The organism is Rhizobium sp. FG96 (genome assembly GCF_057808655.1).
On record NZ_JBMDIL010000006.1, the window covers coordinates 143,030 to 158,452 of the forward strand.

The 15,423-nt window shown below is 62.6% G+C and carries 19 protein-coding genes; 14 read left to right on the forward strand and 5 right to left on the reverse strand.

Annotated elements, in window-relative coordinates:
- The first annotated feature begins 41 nt into the window (after positions 1–41).
- Genes ACODR6_RS13725 through ACODR6_RS13735 form a run of 3 tightly spaced genes read left to right on the forward strand, consistent with a single transcriptional unit; the run spans position 42 to position 1,857 of the window.
- The gene (locus ACODR6_RS13725; RefSeq protein ID WP_199625956.1) at positions 42–788 is read left to right on the forward strand and encodes a type 1 glutamine amidotransferase; all 747 of its coding nucleotides are present in this window, start codon (positions 42–44) and stop codon (positions 786–788) included.
- A 2-nt stretch (positions 789–790) separates the two neighbouring features.
- Entirely contained in the window at positions 791–1,345 is a 555-nt protein-coding gene (locus ACODR6_RS13730; RefSeq protein WP_489022669.1) for a sugar O-acetyltransferase, read from the forward strand.
- A gap of 53 nt (positions 1,346–1,398) precedes the next feature.
- Positions 1,399–1,857, forward strand: a complete 459-nt coding sequence (locus ACODR6_RS13735) for a GFA family protein (RefSeq protein ID WP_130279309.1) — start codon at positions 1,399–1,401, stop codon at positions 1,855–1,857.
- On the opposite strand, the gene ACODR6_RS13740 is transcribed toward ACODR6_RS13735, so the two are convergent.
- Both ACODR6_RS13740 and lepA read right to left on the reverse strand, forming a co-directional pair.
- Entirely contained in the window at positions 1,854–2,045 is a 192-nt protein-coding gene (locus tag ACODR6_RS13740) for a type II toxin-antitoxin system CcdA family antitoxin (RefSeq protein WP_112713983.1), read from the reverse strand. The two genes, ACODR6_RS13735 and ACODR6_RS13740, sit on opposite strands and share 4 nt — an antisense overlap.
- 134 nt (positions 2,046–2,179) lie before the next feature.
- Positions 2,180–4,012, reverse strand: coding sequence for a translation elongation factor 4 (gene lepA / locus ACODR6_RS13745; RefSeq protein ID WP_112713981.1), 1,833 nt, complete (start codon positions 4,010–4,012; stop codon positions 2,180–2,182).
- A 129-nt stretch (positions 4,013–4,141) separates the two neighbouring features.
- Here lepA and ACODR6_RS13750 point away from each other — a divergent pair, with 129 nt between their 5' ends.
- From ACODR6_RS13750 to ACODR6_RS13770, 5 genes are all read left to right on the forward strand, one after another.
- Complete coding sequence (locus tag ACODR6_RS13750; protein ID WP_449098571.1) at positions 4,142–4,711, forward strand: helix-turn-helix domain-containing protein; 570 nt, start codon at positions 4,142–4,144, stop codon at positions 4,709–4,711.
- A 17-nt stretch (positions 4,712–4,728) separates the two neighbouring features.
- Positions 4,729–5,250: a GNAT family N-acetyltransferase gene (locus ACODR6_RS13755; protein ID WP_489022670.1), complete on the forward strand. Its 522-nt coding sequence runs from the start codon at positions 4,729–4,731 to the stop codon at positions 5,248–5,250.
- Positions 5,251–5,321: 71 nt separating this feature from the next.
- Positions 5,322–6,347: a histone deacetylase family protein gene (locus ACODR6_RS13760; RefSeq protein ID WP_449098569.1), complete on the forward strand. Its 1,026-nt coding sequence runs from the start codon at positions 5,322–5,324 to the stop codon at positions 6,345–6,347.
- Positions 6,348–6,352: 5 nt separating this feature from the next.
- Positions 6,353–6,907, forward strand: a complete 555-nt coding sequence (recX, locus tag ACODR6_RS13765; RefSeq protein WP_489022671.1) for a recombination regulator RecX — start codon at positions 6,353–6,355, stop codon at positions 6,905–6,907.
- 91 nt (positions 6,908–6,998) lie between these two features.
- Positions 6,999–7,892, forward strand: coding sequence for an EamA family transporter (locus tag ACODR6_RS13770; RefSeq protein ID WP_489022672.1), 894 nt, complete (start codon positions 6,999–7,001; stop codon positions 7,890–7,892).
- On the opposite strand, the gene ACODR6_RS13775 is transcribed toward ACODR6_RS13770, so the two are convergent.
- Positions 7,893–8,360 (reverse strand): group III truncated hemoglobin, encoded by a 468-nt coding sequence (locus tag ACODR6_RS13775; protein ID WP_489022673.1) that lies wholly within the window; start codon positions 8,358–8,360, stop codon positions 7,893–7,895.
- A 178-nt stretch (positions 8,361–8,538) separates the two neighbouring features.
- Here ACODR6_RS13775 and mbfA point away from each other — a divergent pair, with 178 nt between their 5' ends.
- On the forward strand, positions 8,539–9,522 hold the full coding sequence (gene mbfA, locus ACODR6_RS13780; RefSeq protein WP_489022674.1) for an iron exporter MbfA: 984 nt from the start codon (positions 8,539–8,541) through the stop codon (positions 9,520–9,522).
- A gap of 65 nt (positions 9,523–9,587) precedes the next feature.
- Here mbfA and ACODR6_RS13785 read toward each other — a convergent pair whose 3' ends face one another.
- Together ACODR6_RS13785 and ACODR6_RS13790 are read right to left on the reverse strand one after the other, a co-directional pair.
- Positions 9,588–10,187, reverse strand: a complete 600-nt coding sequence (locus ACODR6_RS13785) for a transglutaminase-like cysteine peptidase (protein ID WP_489022675.1) — start codon at positions 10,185–10,187, stop codon at positions 9,588–9,590.
- Between the two features lie 182 nt (positions 10,188–10,369).
- Positions 10,370–11,173: an alpha/beta hydrolase gene (locus ACODR6_RS13790; RefSeq protein WP_489022676.1), complete on the reverse strand. Its 804-nt coding sequence runs from the start codon at positions 11,171–11,173 to the stop codon at positions 10,370–10,372.
- A 170-nt stretch (positions 11,174–11,343) separates the two neighbouring features.
- Between ACODR6_RS13790 and infC the strand changes: the two genes are divergently transcribed.
- The 5 genes from infC to ACODR6_RS13815 all read left to right on the forward strand — a co-directional run bounded on the left by infC (position 11,344) and on the right by ACODR6_RS13815 (position 15,324).
- Positions 11,344–11,880 (forward strand): translation initiation factor IF-3, encoded by a 537-nt coding sequence (infC, locus tag ACODR6_RS13795; RefSeq protein ID WP_112714396.1) that lies wholly within the window; start codon positions 11,344–11,346, stop codon positions 11,878–11,880.
- A 154-nt stretch (positions 11,881–12,034) separates the two neighbouring features.
- Positions 12,035–12,589: a hypothetical protein gene (locus ACODR6_RS13800; protein ID WP_489022677.1), complete on the forward strand. Its 555-nt coding sequence runs from the start codon at positions 12,035–12,037 to the stop codon at positions 12,587–12,589.
- 147 nt (positions 12,590–12,736) lie between these two features.
- Positions 12,737–13,267 carry a PepSY domain-containing protein gene (locus tag ACODR6_RS13805; protein ID WP_489022678.1) on the forward strand — a complete coding sequence of 177 codons (531 nt, stop codon included), beginning with the start codon at positions 12,737–12,739 and terminating at the stop codon, positions 13,265–13,267.
- A 3-nt stretch (positions 13,268–13,270) separates the two neighbouring features.
- Positions 13,271–13,936, forward strand: a complete 666-nt coding sequence (locus tag ACODR6_RS13810) for a response regulator transcription factor (RefSeq protein ID WP_489022679.1) — start codon at positions 13,271–13,273, stop codon at positions 13,934–13,936.
- The gene (locus ACODR6_RS13815) at positions 13,933–15,324 is read left to right on the forward strand and encodes an ATP-binding protein (RefSeq protein ID WP_489022680.1); all 1,392 of its coding nucleotides are present in this window, start codon (positions 13,933–13,935) and stop codon (positions 15,322–15,324) included. The genes ACODR6_RS13810 and ACODR6_RS13815 overlap by 4 nt, the downstream gene beginning before the upstream one ends.
- Positions 15,325–15,423 lie beyond the last annotated feature (99 nt).

Consider the following 15,423-nt stretch of genomic DNA (forward strand, 5'->3'; position numbering starts at 1 on the left):
GGCGCATGGTCACACTCGGCCATGGAATCGAGGAGAGAATGATGCGGGTCGCCGTCGTCGAGAACATGCCGAACACCCATATCGGTGCGCTGGGCACTGCCCTTGCCGAGGCTGGCGCCGCGATCGACTGGTACCGTCCGTGGAGCGATGGCGCACTGCCGGCCGGCCCGGAAGCCTATGATGCGCTCGTCGTGCTCGGCGGCGAACAGAGCGCCGTCGACGACGCGGACTATCCCTATCTCCCCGCACTCGCCGCCCTGATGCGAAGCTATGGCGACGCTGAAAAATCCGTTCTCGGCATCTGCCTCGGCAGCCAGGTTCTGGCGCGCGGCTATGGCGGAGAGAACATCCTGAACGGCACCCGCGAATTCGGCTGGAAGCCTGTCGACGTGACCGGCGAGGGCCGGGCCGATCCCCTGTTCGAGGATCTCGGAGACGCTTTTCCGATTTTCGAGTGGCATTCCGACACGTTCACGCTGCCCGCCGGTTCCGTGCGGCTGGCATCGACGGAAGCCGTGCCGAACCAGTGCTTCCGGATCGGCAGGGCCGTCTACGGCGCCCAGTTTCATTTCGAGGCGGATTCGTCCGTTGTCGATCGCTGGAATGTCGAGTTTCGCGAGTTGGCCGAGGTGCTCGAGCCCGGCTGGCATGAGCGTTTCCCGCAGACATCGGCCAGATATTCCGCCGATGCCGATCGTGCCGGCCTGGCGCTCGCCCGCGCTTTCGTGCGAACGATCAGGCCCTCTGTTGAGGCGCAGGATGCTGCCGATAGTCGCCTGAGCGCCTGAGCATGGCGAGCGAAGCCGAAAAGATGGCGGCGGGCGAATGGTATTGCTGCCTCGATGCCGAGCTCGACGACCTGCGCGTCAAGACCCGGCGCGCCGTGCATCAGCACAACACGATGCCGCCGGATGAGCGCGGCATGATGGCGCCGGCACTCAGGGCGCTTTTCCGCGAGGTCGCGGGCAGCACCTTCATCGAAGCGCCGTTCCACTGCTCCTATGGCATCAATCTCAGCCTTGGCGAGCGCGTCTATCTCAATGCCGGCTGCACCATTCTCGATTCCGGCCGTGTCAGCATCGGCGATCGCTCGATGCTTGGCCCCGGCGTGCAGATCTATTGCGCCGACCATCACCGGGATGCCGAGTTGCGCAGCCAGGGCATCGAGATCGCCCGTCCGGTGACGATCGGCCGCGATGTCTGGATCGGCGGCGGCGCGATCATTTTGGGCGGTGTCACGATCGGCGATGGCGCCATTGTCGGCGCGGGTTCCGTCGTGACGAGGGATGTTGACGCCGGCGCAACCGTGGTCGGAAACCCGGCCCGGCCGGTCAGGCGCGACTAGCGCTGGAAGCGCCGCTTTGCCGGCCTAGATCAGAAAGACAACAGGAGGATAGGATGAGCGAGAACGCGTTGCCCTGGGAGGGCGGTTGCCGTTGCGGCCAGGTGCGGCTGAAGATCAGTGCCAAGCCACTGCTGACCATGGCCTGTCATTGCACAGGCTGCCAGAAGATGTCGTCGAGCGCCTATTCGCTGAGCGCCGCCGTTCCCACGGAAGGCTTCGAGGTGACCAAGGGCGAACCCGTCATCGGCGGCCTGCATGGCCCGGAGGCCCACCACTATTTCTGCCCGAACTGCATGACCTGGATGTTCACCAGGCCCGAAGGCATGGACTGGTTCGTCAACGTCCGCCCGACCATGCTCGACGATCTCGGCTGGTTCACCCCCTTCATCGAGACCTGGACGAGCGAGAAGCTCGCCTTTGCCGAGACCGGCGCCAGGCATAGCTATCCGGCGCTACCCGAGATGGATGCCTATGAGGGGCTGGTGAAGGAATATATGGCGCAGGAGATCTAGAACGTGCGGTAGCGCGCCAGTGGTAGTCCGTGCTTCTCGACGTACGCGTTCTCTTCCGCGATCGCCTCTGCATTTTCGATGAGCCAGAGCCGCCCTCGTTCTTCACGAGGAAGCGTTGCATCATCGCTTGTCGGGCGGCTTGCGATTGGTACTTCGTCCGTTTCCGGGTGCTGCTTATCTGTAGCCATGGCACAACTCAAAAACAGAATGGCGCAATCTTGCCTGACCACGAATTTATGCCGCAATCACTGACCGAGCACAACGTGGCGAAACAAAAAGGGAGGCGCGAGCCTCCCCTGTCGCACCCAGCCGAAGCGGCTGATTACTCGTCGCCCATCTTGAGTGCTGCGATAAACGCTTCCTGCGGGATTTCCACCTTGCCGAACTGGCGCATGCGCTTCTTGCCTTCCTTCTGCTTTTCCAGAAGTTTGCGCTTGCGGGTGGCGTCGCCGCCGTAGCACTTGGCCGTCACGTCCTTGCGCAGCGCCGAGATCGTCTCGCGGGCAATGACGTTGCCGCCGATCGCGGCCTGGATCGGGATCTTGAACATGTGCTTCGGGATCAGGTCCTTCAGCCGCTCGCACATGTCGCGGCCGCGCTTTTCGGCAGAGGTGCGGTGAACGAGCATGGAAAGCGCATCGACCGGCTCGCCGTTGACGAGAATCGACAGCTTGACGAGGTTGCCTTCGCGGTAGCCTTCGAGGTGATAGTCGAACGAGGCGTAGCCCTTGGAGATCGACTTCAGGCGGTCGTAAAAGTCGAAGACGACTTCGTTGAGCGGCAGCTCGTAGGTCACCATGGCGCGCGTGCCGACATAGGTCAGCTCGGTCTGGATGCCGCGGCGGTCCTGGCAGAGCTTCAGGATGCCGCCGAGATAATCGTCGGGCGTCATGATCGTCGCCTTGATCCACGGCTCCTGGATTTCCGCGATCTTCACCACGTCGGGCATATCGGCCGGGTTATGCAGCTCGCGCTCCGAACCATCCGTCATCGTCAGCTTGTAGACGACCGATGGAGCCGTGGCGATCAGGTCGAGATCGAATTCGCGCTCGAGGCGTTCCTGGATGATCTCGAGATGCAGCAGGCCGAGGAAGCCGCAGCGGAAACCGAAGCCGAGAGCGGCCGAGCTTTCCATTTCGAAAGAGAAGGAGGCATCGTTGAGGCGAAGCTTGCCCATCGCCGCGCGCAGGTCTTCGAAATCGGCGGCGTCGACGGGGAAGAGGCCACAGAACACCACCGGCTGGGCCGGCTTGAAGCCCGGCAGGGCTTCGGCGGTTGGGCGCTTGTCTTCGGTGATCGTGTCGCCGACGCGGGTATCGGCCACTTCCTTGATCGAGGCGGTGATGAAGCCGATCTCGCCGGGGCCGAGGCTGTCGACATTGACCATCTTCGGCGTCAGCACGCCGATGCGTTCCACCTGATACTTGGCATCCGTGCCCATCATGCGGATCGTCTGGCCCTTGGTCAGGACGCCATCGATGACGCGCACGAGAACCATGACGCCGAGATAGGTGTCGTACCAGCTGTCGACGAGCAGCGCCTTCAGCGGCGCCTTCTCGCCTCCGGGGCTCTTCGGCGCCGGCAGCTTCTGGACGATGGCTTCGAGAACGTCGGGAATGCCGAGGCCGGTCTTGGCCGAAATCAGCACGGCTTCCGAAGCGTCGATGCCGATCACTTCCTCGATCTGTTCCTTGATGCGGTCGGGCTCGGCCGCCGGCAGGTCGATCTTGTTGAGGACGGTGACGAGCTCGTGGTTGTTGTCGATCGCCTGATAGACGTTGGCGAGCGTCTGCGCCTCGACGCCCTGCGACGCGTCGACGACGAGCAGCGAGCCTTCGCAGGCCGACAGCGAGCGCGAGACTTCGTAGGCGAAGTCAACGTGGCCGGGCGTGTCGATCAGGTTCAGGATATAGGTCTCGCCATCCTTGGCCTTGTAGTGCAGACGCACGGTCTGGGCCTTGATGGTGATGCCGCGCTCGCGCTCGATATCCATGTTGTCCAGAACCTGCTCGGACATCTCGCGCTCGGCAAGGCCGCCGGTCGTCTGGATCAGGCGGTCGGCAAGCGTCGATTTGCCGTGGTCGATATGGGCCACGATCGAGAAATTGCGGATATGGGAAAGCGGAGTCGTCGAATTGGTGCTCATGGGCGCCATATAGCAGCGCCTTCCCCTGCCGCATAGGGGAAAAGCAGGACTTTGTTTAGGATAAGTTGCGCCGCAGAATGCCTCTTGATTCCATCATTGGATCCTGTATTTCTCTTATAGTAGAAATTTGGGAATCGAATGGAAGACGAACTCGAAGCCGCCATCGGCGCCAGGATCCGCAAACTCCGGCTGGAAAAGGGGCTGACGCTGGATGATCTCGCCACCAGCTCCGGCGTCAGCCGGGCGATGATCTCGCGCATCGAGCGCGCCGAGGCCAGCCCGACTGCATCGCTGCTGGCGCGGGTCTGCGCCGCGCTTGGCCTGTCGCTCTCGACCTTCTTCGCCGGGCAGGACGAAGATGCCTCGCCTCTCGCCCGCCGCCACGAGCAGCAGGTCTGGCGCGATCCGGAGACCGGTTATGTCAGGCGCTCCGTCTCGCCGCCCGGCACCGCTTCGGAGGTCGATATCGTCGATGTCGAGTTTCCGCCCGGCGCCCGCGTCAGCTTCCCGCCGCATGCCGCAAGCCATGGCATGACCCAGCATATCTGGGTGTTCGAAGGCGAAATGGAGATGACGGCGGGCGAGAAGGTTCACCGCCTCTTCGCCGGCGATTGCCTCTTCATGCCTGTCGGCGAGGGTCACGTCTTCCACAATCCCACCAGCAAGCCCGCCCGCTATTGCGTCGTGCTCAGCCGCAGCACGCGATGATGTCTCAGGAGAATGCCATGCCCGCCATCCGCATCTTGAACGCCACTGAGGCCCGCGCCACCATTCCCGATCTCTGCGAGGTGCTCGCCGATTGCGTCGAAGGCGGTGCCTCCGTCGGTTTCATGCAGCCCTACACCGCGGCCGATGCGCTGCCCTATTGGCAAGGCGTCGTGGAGTCCGTCGAGGCCGGAGCCAATCTGCTTGCCATCGCCGAAATCGATGGCCGCGTGGTCGGCACCGTCCAGGTCGGCTTCGCCTCCATGCCCAACCAACCGCATCGCGGCGACCTGAAGAAGCTGCTCGTCCACCGCTCCGCTCGCGGCAAGGGCATCGCGCGGCTCTTGATGGAGGCGATCGAACAGGAAGCGGCCCGCCACGGCAAGCATCTGCTGGTGCTCGACACGGCAACCGGCAGCGATGCCGAAGCCATCTACCCCCGCCTCGGCTGGGAACGCGCCGGCGTCATCCCGGATTATGCCCTCTGGCCCGATGGCGGCTACTGCGCCACGACGCTGTTTTACAAACGGGTCGCTGCGTGAGGCGCTGAAGCCATTGACGAATCGGCGCTTCGCCGCGCCTTATCCGGACAACGAACAGGGGATACCGCACGATGCGCGTCATTTATTCCGAAGATCACAAGCTGCGTGACGCGAAGACGGAGCTGCACAATGGGCAGCTGGTCACGCCCTTCGAAGGGCCGTTTCGTGCGGAGTGGATTCTCGATGCCGTGAAGGCTGCGGGTTTTGCCGATGTCGTGGCGCCCGAGCGTCATGGTCTCGAAACCGCGATGAAGGTCCATGACCGCGGCTATCTCGAATTCCTGTCAAAGGCCTGGGACATGTGGAAGGCGACGGGTGCAGCAGGCGAGGCGATCCCGACATCCTTTCCGGTTCGCCGTTCGACGCTCCGGATTCCCAACGATATCGACGCGCTGCTCGGCTATTATGCCAATGCTGCCGAAACGGCGATTACCGACGGTACCTATCAGGCGGCTGTCGCCTCGATGCAATGTGCGGTCACCGGCGCCGACTGGCTGAATGCTGGAAACCGTTTTGCCTTTTCGCTCTGCCGCCCGCCCGGCCATCATGCCGGTATCGATCTCTTCGGCGGCTATTGCTTCATCAACAATGCTGCCGTCGCGGCGCAGCGCCTGCTTGATCTCGGCGCCAAGAAGGTAGCGATCCTCGATGTCGATTTCCATCACGGCAACGGCACGCAGGATATCATCTACCGCCGCGGCGATATATTCTTCGCCTCGCTGCATGGTGAACCGGCCGATGCCTTCCCGTATTTCTGGGGCTATGCCGATGAAACCGGCGAGGGTGCCGGAGAGGGCAGCAATGCCAACTATCCGCTGCCGCGCGGAACGGCCTGGAGCGAATGGGCGGCGGCTCTTGCGGATTCGCTGACACGCATCAAGGCTTTCGGCGCCGAAGCCATCGTCGTGTCGCTCGGTGTCGATACGTTCGAGCGCGATCCGATTTCCTTCTTCAAGCTGAATTCCGATGACTTCACCCGCATGGGCGCGATGATCGCCGCATCCGGTCTGCCGGTGCTGACCTGCATGGAGGGGGGCTATGGCGTGCCCGAGATCGGCCTCAACGTCGCCAATGTCTTGAAGGGCCTGGAGGCTTAGCCGGCTTGGACGAGGAAACGCCAGCATCCGATATTCCGACGCCGCGCATGTTTTCATGGGCGCGCAATTCGGCGATCTATCGGCTCGAACGGCGCATGCATACGGAAAAGCAGCTTTACGACGCGATCGCCCGAAAGGCGCGCGAGCAGTTCGAGGATATCAGCGAGGCGCAGGTCAAGGCGCTCGCCGATTCCGCCGTCAAGTTCGCTTATGACAACAAGGCGATCGACGACACCGCCTATGCCGAGATCGGAACGCGCTCGGGCATGCGCAGCGGCAAGTCGAAGCGCGCCATCGCCCAGAAACTGTCGCAGAAGGGCGTCGCCAAGGCGACGGTGGCTGCAGCCGTTGCCGAAGCAGATGATTTCTACGCCGCACTGGTTCTCGCCCGCAAACGCGCCTTCGGGCCATTCCGCAAATGCGAGCTCGACGAGAAGCGCCAGACGAAGGAACTCTCGGCCTTCGCCCGCGCCGGCTTCAGCTTCGAACTGGGCAAGCGGATCTTCGCCATGCAGCGGGAAGAGGCCGAAGAAGCACTGGACGAACGGCGCCACCTCTAGCCATCAAGTCCGCTGACCCTTTCCATCAGAAGTTTGAATTTGCTCCGCGCGCCCCATCGCCGTAAGCAGGGCGCAAATCGGGAGAGGGATCATGGGCGCACAGCCTGACAATACGGTGGTGAATGGCGGCGAGGCGGCTCCGTCATCGGGAAGCGTCGCATCTGGCGCTCTGATGTGCCTGCTCTCCATGTCGTCGATCCAGTTCGGTGCAGCCCTTTCCGCGCCCGCAATCGCCGCCTACGGCCCGGCCGGTGCGTCTTGGCTGCGTCTGGTCTTTGCGGCGCTGATCCTCGCGCTGGTCGTCCGTCCACCAGTTCTCAGATATAGCCGCGAACAGTGGATCAGTGCGCTCGTGCTCGGCACGACGACGGCGCTGATGACCATATCCTTTTTCGCCTCGATCCAGCGCATCCCGCTCGGCCTTGCCGTGGCGATCGATTTTCTGGGGCCTCTCTCGGTGGCAACCTTCGGCTACGGGCTGACGCGCCGCCTGGTCTGGCCGGTCATTGCGGCCGCGGGCGTTCTGTTTCTCGCCTATGACGGTGAGGGCTGGGTCGGCAACCTGCCCGGCGTCCTCTTCGCCGCCGGGGCCGGAACGGGCTGGGCGATCTATATCCTGCTGACAAAAAAGGTCGGCGCCGCCTTTAAGGGGCTGGAGGGACTGTCGATGTCTCTCCTCGTCGCCGCCGTCGTCGCAACGCCGTTCGGTTTCATGGGCGCCGTGCCGAAGCTCGATGGCTTCGGGTTGATCGAGATGGCGGGCCTCGCCATCCTCGTGCCGCTGCTGCCCTATACGCTTGAAATGATCGCGCTGCGGCGCATGCCGACTGCGTCCTTCGGCATTCTGATGAGCCTGGAGCCGGCGATTGGCGCCTTGGCAGGCTTTATCATCCTGATGCAGCCGATGACGCTGCTGCAGATGATGGGAACGGCGCTCGTCGTTGCCGCAAGCGCCGGTGCCACCTTCATGTCGGCCAAGAGCTGATCAGGCCCGTTTGAGGCTCGGATCATCGGTCGCCGGATTGTAGAACAGCGAAAGCGTCAGGCTGCGCGCAATACGCTCGGCCGTCGCCATGAACCAGGCCTTCGCCTCCGGGTTCGGCGCGATATCGTCGAGCGTTGCGGAAAACAGCGCCAGCCATTTCGGAAAGAGCTCTGGCGTCATGTTGGCGACGCCGACATGCGCCTGTACCGGCTTTCCGCCGTAAGCGCCGCTGCGGAAGGCGACCGAGGACCAGAAGCTCTTCATCTTCTCCATGTGCTCCGGCCAGCGGCCGGAAAGCCGCGCGTCGAAAACCGGCCCGAGTTCCGGATGCTCCAGAACACGGCCATAGAACGTATCGACCAGCTTGCTGACGAAGGCCTCGTCGATACCGATCGCCTTCATATCCGCTTCCGCGCGCTCGCGGATTGCCGCGACATGTGCAGCGCGGCCCTGCAATTCATTGCTCATCTCAGAAACCACCCCGGCTCTGCCGCATCTGCGGCGGCCTTCATATAGGCGTTGCAACCGCGAGACTAAAGCAGGGAAGGCCCGGTTGCGGCAATCTGTCAAATCCCGCCCCTCCAGCCTTGACCGGTGGGCTGCAGCACTTTAGATTTAGAATAATTCTAAGTTATGGAGCATTGCCATGCTGGCGCGCCTTTTCAGATCGCAGAAGCGTTCTTTTAAATCATTGTCGGAACAGGAAATTCTGGCCCTCGCCATCGCCTCGGAAGAAGATGATGCGCGCATCTATCTCGCCTATGCCGACCAGCTGAAGGATCAGTTCCCTGCCAGCGCCAAGGTTTTCGAGGATATGGCCGAGGTCGAGAGTACCCATCGTAAGTCGCTGATCGAGATCCACCGCCAGCGTTTCGGCGAGCGTATCCCGCTGATCCGCCGCGAGCACGTCCTGGGCTTCTACGATCGCAAGCCCGACTGGCTGCGCAAGAACCTGACACTTGATGCCATGCGCCAGGAAACCGAGGCGATGGAAGAGCAGGCCTACCGCTTCTACGTCGAGGCAGCAAAGCAGACATCGGATGCCTCGACGCGCCAGCTTCTCGGCGATCTCGCCCTGGCCGAACAGGGCCACGAAGACATCGCCCGCATGCTCGGCGACAAGCACACGCCCGACAGCGTCAGAGAAGAGGAAAACGAGGGCGCCCGCCGCCAGTTCGTGCTGACCTATGTGCAGCCCGGTCTTGCCGGCCTGATGGACGGCTCGGTCTCGACGCTGGCGCCGATCTTCGCCGCTGCCTTCGCGACGCAGGATACCTGGCAGACCTTCCTGGTCGGTCTCTCGGCCTCCGTTGGCGCCGGTATATCGATGGGCTTTACCGAAGCGGCGCATGATGACGGCAAGATTTCCGGCCGCGGTTCGCCGATCAAGCGCGGCCTGGCCTGCGGTATCATGACGGCGCTCGGCGGCCTCGGCCACGCGCTGCCCTATCTCATCCCGCATTTCTGGACCGCGACCATCACCGCCGCCGTCGTCGTCTTCTTCGAGCTCTGGGCGATCGCCTTCATCCAGAACAAGTATATGGAAACGCCGTTCCTGAGGGCAGCCTTCCAGGTCGTCGTCGGTGGCGGCCTCGTGCTCGGCGCTGGCATCCTGATCGGCAATGGCTAAACGAACTAAACCCTGAAACGAAAAAAGGCCGGCAAATGCCGGCCTTCTTGCTGAAATCTGTCTGTTTACTGCAGGGCGCCGACGAGAACGTCGCGGCCGTTCTCGATGGTGACCCAGCGCCCGGCATTGTAGCTCGACTGGCGCTTGATGAAGGAATAGTTGGTGTCGAACCACGGCTTCACATTGGTCGCCAAGTTGTCGAGGATGAAGTCGCCTTCGGTGGTACGCAGCGTCAGCACGGCATGGCCTTCGCCGTCAGGCTTGCGCACGACGGTCATCAGAAGGTTTGCAGGCGAGAAGCCGCGCTGGATCAGGATGCGGCGCTTCAGTAGCGCATAGTCTTCGCAGTCGCCGGCCGTCGTCGGATAGGCCCAGACCTCGTCCTTGCCGTAGATTTCCTTGTCGGTCATCGGCTTGATCGTGGTGTTGACGGTCGTGTTGACGGAGCGCACCAGCGTCCACTGGTCGGGCGTTATCTGCATGGTCGCCGTATTGCGGTTCGGGCCGCATTCGTCGCGATGAATCTGACAGAAATCGTAATGACCGATTGGCTGCGATGTCGCTCCACCCGTCACCATGGACAGGTTGGAAGTCGAAGCCGGCAAGGCGGCGGAAGACATCGCTAGCATGGCCATCATGGCCACGAGGTAACCCTTGATACGCACGCCCGTATTCCCTGCATCGCCCTTGTATTTATTAACAAAGAGTTAACGGGGAGGGGGCTCAGGAGTCAATCGTTACTTCTTGGTAGGTAATTACAACTCTCGGACATGGTTAAAATGCCACAGAAGGCGGGCTTGCGTGGCGCTCTCTCAACCGGAGATACTATTAGAACGTTCGAACGGACCTATTGACGGACGAGCGCCGTGACCGCAGCGAGCATCCGCTCGATATCCTGCGGCCGCGAAAGGCGGTGATCGCCATCGCGCACGAAGGTCAGCACCACATCGTCGGACGGCAAGTGCTCGATCAGTTTCATCGCATGCGCATAGGGCACATCCGGGTCCTTCATGCCCTGCAGGATATGCACCGGGCATCCCGTCTCGATGATCCCCGTCAGCACCTGGTTGGCGCGCCCGTCTTCGATCAGCGCCCGCGTATAGATATTGGGCTCGGGGCTGTATTCCGACTTCTCTTCGAAATAGCCGCGCTCTTCCAGCGAAGCCCGTTCCTTCTTTGTCAGGTGCGGCTCGATCAGCTCGGAGGTGAAGTCGGGGGCGGGGGCGATCAGCACCATGCCATCGAGCTTCGGTCCATCGGCATGCTTGCCGAGTTCCTGCGCTAGCCGCAGAGCGATCCAGCCGCCCATCGACGAACCGACGACAATGATGCGTTTCGGATTGGCATGATGGACGACGGCCAGCGCCTCCTCGAGCCAGCGCGAGATCGTGCCGTCCCGGAATTCGCCGCCGGAAAGCCCGTGCCCCGAATAGTCGAGACGCAGGCAGGCCAGGCCCATTTCGGCCGCCAGGCGGTCGAGTTCGATCGCCTTCGTGCCGCTCATGTCGGAACGGTAGCCGGAGAGCCAGACGAGCGTCGGAGCACCTTCGGCGCGGCTTGCTTCACGCAGGATGAACGCAATCTGGCGGCTCGCATCGCCATCGCCGACGGAGAGAAACTGCGGGTCGGGGGCGTTTTGCATCTCGGACATGGCGGAACTCCTATCGTTTGAGCCTATAAAACAGATTCTTGACAGGCTGACAGCAGGTGATTTTTCCGCTAAAGCGTGCTACTGACTCCGTTGCAGCGATAACGAGACCCCGTTTGTGCCCCCGTGGGAGTACGAGCTGCAACATTCAACAACTCGAGGAGAGTACGACCATTCGCAGACCCTTTAAAGCCGACGCGCCCGTTAAGGAAGGGCCGCGCTCGAACCGGGAAATTCGCATACCCCGTGTTCAGCTGATTGACGCAGAAGGACAGAACCTGGGCATCGTGCCCACCGATCAGGCCCTGAAGATGGCTGAAGAAGCCGGTCTCGACCTGGTGGAAATTTCCCCCAATGCCGAACCGCCTGTGTGCAAGATCCTTGATCTGGGCAAGCTGAAATACGCGAACCAGAAGAAGGCCGCCGAGGCGCGCAAGAAGCAGAAGATCGTCGAAGTCAAAGAAATCAAGATGCGCCCGAACATCGACACCCATGACTATGAGGTGAAGATGAAGGCGATGGGCCGCTTCTTCGAAGAAGGCGACAAGGTCAAGGTGACCCTGAAGTTCCGTGGCCGCGAAATGGCTCACCAGGAACTCGGCATGAAGCTGCTTCAGCAGGTAAAGGCCGACACGACCGAATTCGCCAAGGTCGAAGCCGAGCCCAAGCTCGAAGGCCGCCAGATGATGATGGTGCTCGCGCCCAAGTGAGCGCGGTCCATCAGGATGCATCGAAGCCGTCCGCAAGGGCGGCTTTTGTGTTTTTGGGCTTTTCTGACAGAACGCTGACAGAAGCGCTCAGCGCCCTGTCAGCGTCTCAATGCCATTCTCCTTCCATCGAAACACGGATGGAAAGGAAACGATCATGGCCCTTCGTCTTCAAAAGATCATGATGGTGTCAGCCGCGGCGCTGGCACTGGCCGCTGCTTTGCCTGCCTTGCAGCCTGCCGGATCTTCGCTCCTCTCGTCCGCCGCCTATGCCCGCGGCGGCCATGACGGTGGCAGCGGCAGTTCCGGCCGCGGCGGCAGCGACGTTTCCGGCGGAGACGATCATGGCGGCAGCAGCGGCAGTAATAGCGGCCATGGCCGTGGCAGCGATGACTCCGGCGCCGACGACAATGGTGGCGACCGCCACGGCGGCTGGTCGGCTGCCGCCGGCACCGATGACAACGGCCGCCGCGGCCGCGACAATGATCGCAGTGAGCGTCCCCGCGTCACCCTTTCCGTCTCAGCAACCAGCCTTCAGGGCCTGCTGAATGGCTCGCTGATCGCCGTTGACCAGCTGGGACGCCGGCTGGAAGTCGAGGTTGAAAACGAACACGGCGTTCAGACCGTCGAAGTGAAACCGCATCGTTCCGATGCCATCCGTAATCCCGGTCCGATCACGGATGTCTCCATCAGGCCCGCGGCAACGCCGTAAATGCCTGGTTCTTCCACCCGCCCCGGAAGATCGATGCTCCGCCGCTTGCCGGCGGAGCATCAGCCGTTTGCAGATGGCGACAAGCGCCCTTGTGCGGGAGGGGCGAAGCGTTCAGTTTATCAGCCGTACATGAGGTCCGGACCAAGGATGTATTTCACCCGCCGCAAATTGACCGCTCTCTTGCTGTCGGCCGCCGTCCTCCTGGCGGCCTCTGCGCCTGCCTATGAGGTGGCCGCGAAAGATGGCGGCAGTGACAGTTCGGGCAGCGGCAGCTCTGGCAGCAGTGGATCGAGCGGCTCTTCCGGCTCGGGCTCGAATTCAGGCTCCGGCAGCTCGGGTCATGATGGCGGCGATGATCACAGCGGCCATGGCGGGGGCGATGACGACGGCGGCGGAGATGATCACGGCGGCAGCGGAAGCAGCGGTAGTGGCGGCAGCTCCGGCTCTGGCCGGTCCGATTATGACCGCGCCCGCGACGCCGTCCGCGAAGGCCGCATCCTGCCTCTCAAGTCGCTGCTGCAGAAGATCGACGCCCGCCGCTATGGCCGCGTCATCGATGTCAGCCTCAGCCGCTCACTGTTCAGCGACGTCTACCAGCTGAAGCTTCGAGACGGCAGAGGCACTATCCGAACGCTGCGCGTCGATGCACGCAGCGGCGAAGTGATCGGGGACAAGTGACTGATGAAAATCCTGCTTGCCGAAGACGACGCCAATATCGCTGTCCACCTTGCCGAAACCTTTGGCCGCGAGGGTTACCTCGTCGAGACGCTGAGCTCCGGCCCCGAAATATGGGAGCAGGGCGAAACCGGTGACTATGCAGCGATCGTGCTCGATCTCGGTCTGCCCGGCATGGATGGTCTGTCGATCCTCAAGCGCTGGCGGGCGAATGGCGTGGAAACGCCGGTTCTCGTGCTGACGGCTCGCGGGTCCTGGATGGAGCGCGTCGATGGTTTCGATGCCGGTGCCGACGACTATCTGCCCAAGCCTTTCCGCAGCGAGGAGCTGCTTGCGCGTCTCCGCGCCCTGTTGCGGCGCGCCGGCCGCATGCAGCCGCGGGTCAAATCCGCGGACCGCTTCACGCTTGATGAACTGGCCCGGCGCGTCACCTTCGATGGCCGCGAGCTTGATCTCAGCCCTCTCGAATATCGCATGGTCTCGCTGTTCATCGACCGGCCGGGCGCCGTGCTCACCCCTGCCGAGCTCGCCAGCCAGGTCCAGGGCCGCGACGACGATGCCGCCAAGAATGCCGTGGAGGCGATGGTGGCGCGGCTGCGCAAGAAGACTGATAGCAACGCCATAGAGACGCGCCGCGGCTTCGGCTACGTCCTGCCGGGAAAAGCGCGATGACGAAGTCGCTGCGCTTCCGTCTCGCTGCAGGAGCCCTTGTCGCCATTGCGGTTGCCCTTGCGCTGGTCTGGTTCGTGCTCGGCCATCTCTTCGAGGATTATCTGGCCGACCAGTATGCCAATGAGATGGCCGCGGTTTCCGACGCGCTCGGCGCCCGCCTTGCGATCGAAAACGGCGCGCTCTCATTGGTGAGCGAACCCTCCGATCCGCGCTTTCAGACCCCGGCGGGCGGCCGCTACTGGCAGATAACACCTGATGATCCCGGCGAGCCGCCCTTGAGATCGCGGTCGCTCTGGGACGAAGAGCTGACCAAGGCCAGCCTTTCGAAGGATCTCTATTGCGGCTTCCACGAAGCCGAGGGACCGGATGGCGCGACGATCCTGGTGACGGTGAAGGCGATGTCGGTGGGCGAGGGCGATGCCCGCAAGAGCTTCACCATCTACACCGCCTTCTCGAAAGACGAGATGGAGAGCTCGCTCTCGAATTATCATCGTCCGCTTCAGCTGATGTTGGCCGCGACCGGTCTGCTGTTGCTCGCAGCCGCCTTCCTGCAGGGTCTGATCGGCCTGAAGCCGCTGGTGCGGCTGCGCAATGAAGTCGCAAGCATCCGCGCCGGCCGCAGCGCTCACATTGGCGCCGAGGGGCCGAGCGAGGTCCGCCCGCTTGTCAACGAAATCAATCTGCTGCTTGCCGAACGCGAAACCGCCGTCGAACGTGCCCGCTCCCGGGCAAGCGACCTGGCGCATGGATTGAAGACGCCGCTGACGGTGCTCTCGCATCTCGTGGAAAGCCTGCCCGAGGATAAGAGGGATACGGCCCTGCAGCAGATCGAGCTCATCCGCCAGCGCGCCGACCGCCAGCTGCAGGCAGCGCGCATGGGCGTCGAGCGGATGGCGACGACTTCGCTTCTCGGCATTTCAGGAAAGCTTGTCAGTGTTCTTTCACCGGTTACCGACGGTAAGGGGATCGGCTGGAAAGTCGATATCGATCCCACTCTGACGATCGAGGCAGACCCCGCGGATGTGGCTGAGGCGATGGGCAATATTCTCGACAATGCCGTTCGCTTCGCCCGCTCGCGCATCGATGTTTCCGCGGCGAAGGAAGGCGAAGCGATCATCCTCCGCGTCGGCGACGATGGCCCTGGCGCCGCACCCGAAAACTATGCGATGATGCTGAAGCGCGGCGTCAGCGTCGATGACGCCCATGCCGGCTCGGGCCTCGGGCTTGCCATATCGGGCGATATCGCCGAAGCCTACGGCGGCAAGATCGTCCTGTCCCAGTCTAATCTCGGCGGCTTAGAAGTGGCGCTAGCCCTGCCTGCGCCGAAGAATTTGGCCCCAGCAACCGAAGCGCAAGATTCCGGAGGCCGCCCCGTTGCACTTTCATGACACTGCGGGTATAAGCGCGCGTCCGAACTGACCGGCAGGGCATGCCGTGGCAGTTTCGAATGCTTGCGGACAGGTTTCGTCACCGGTGCCGCAGATCAA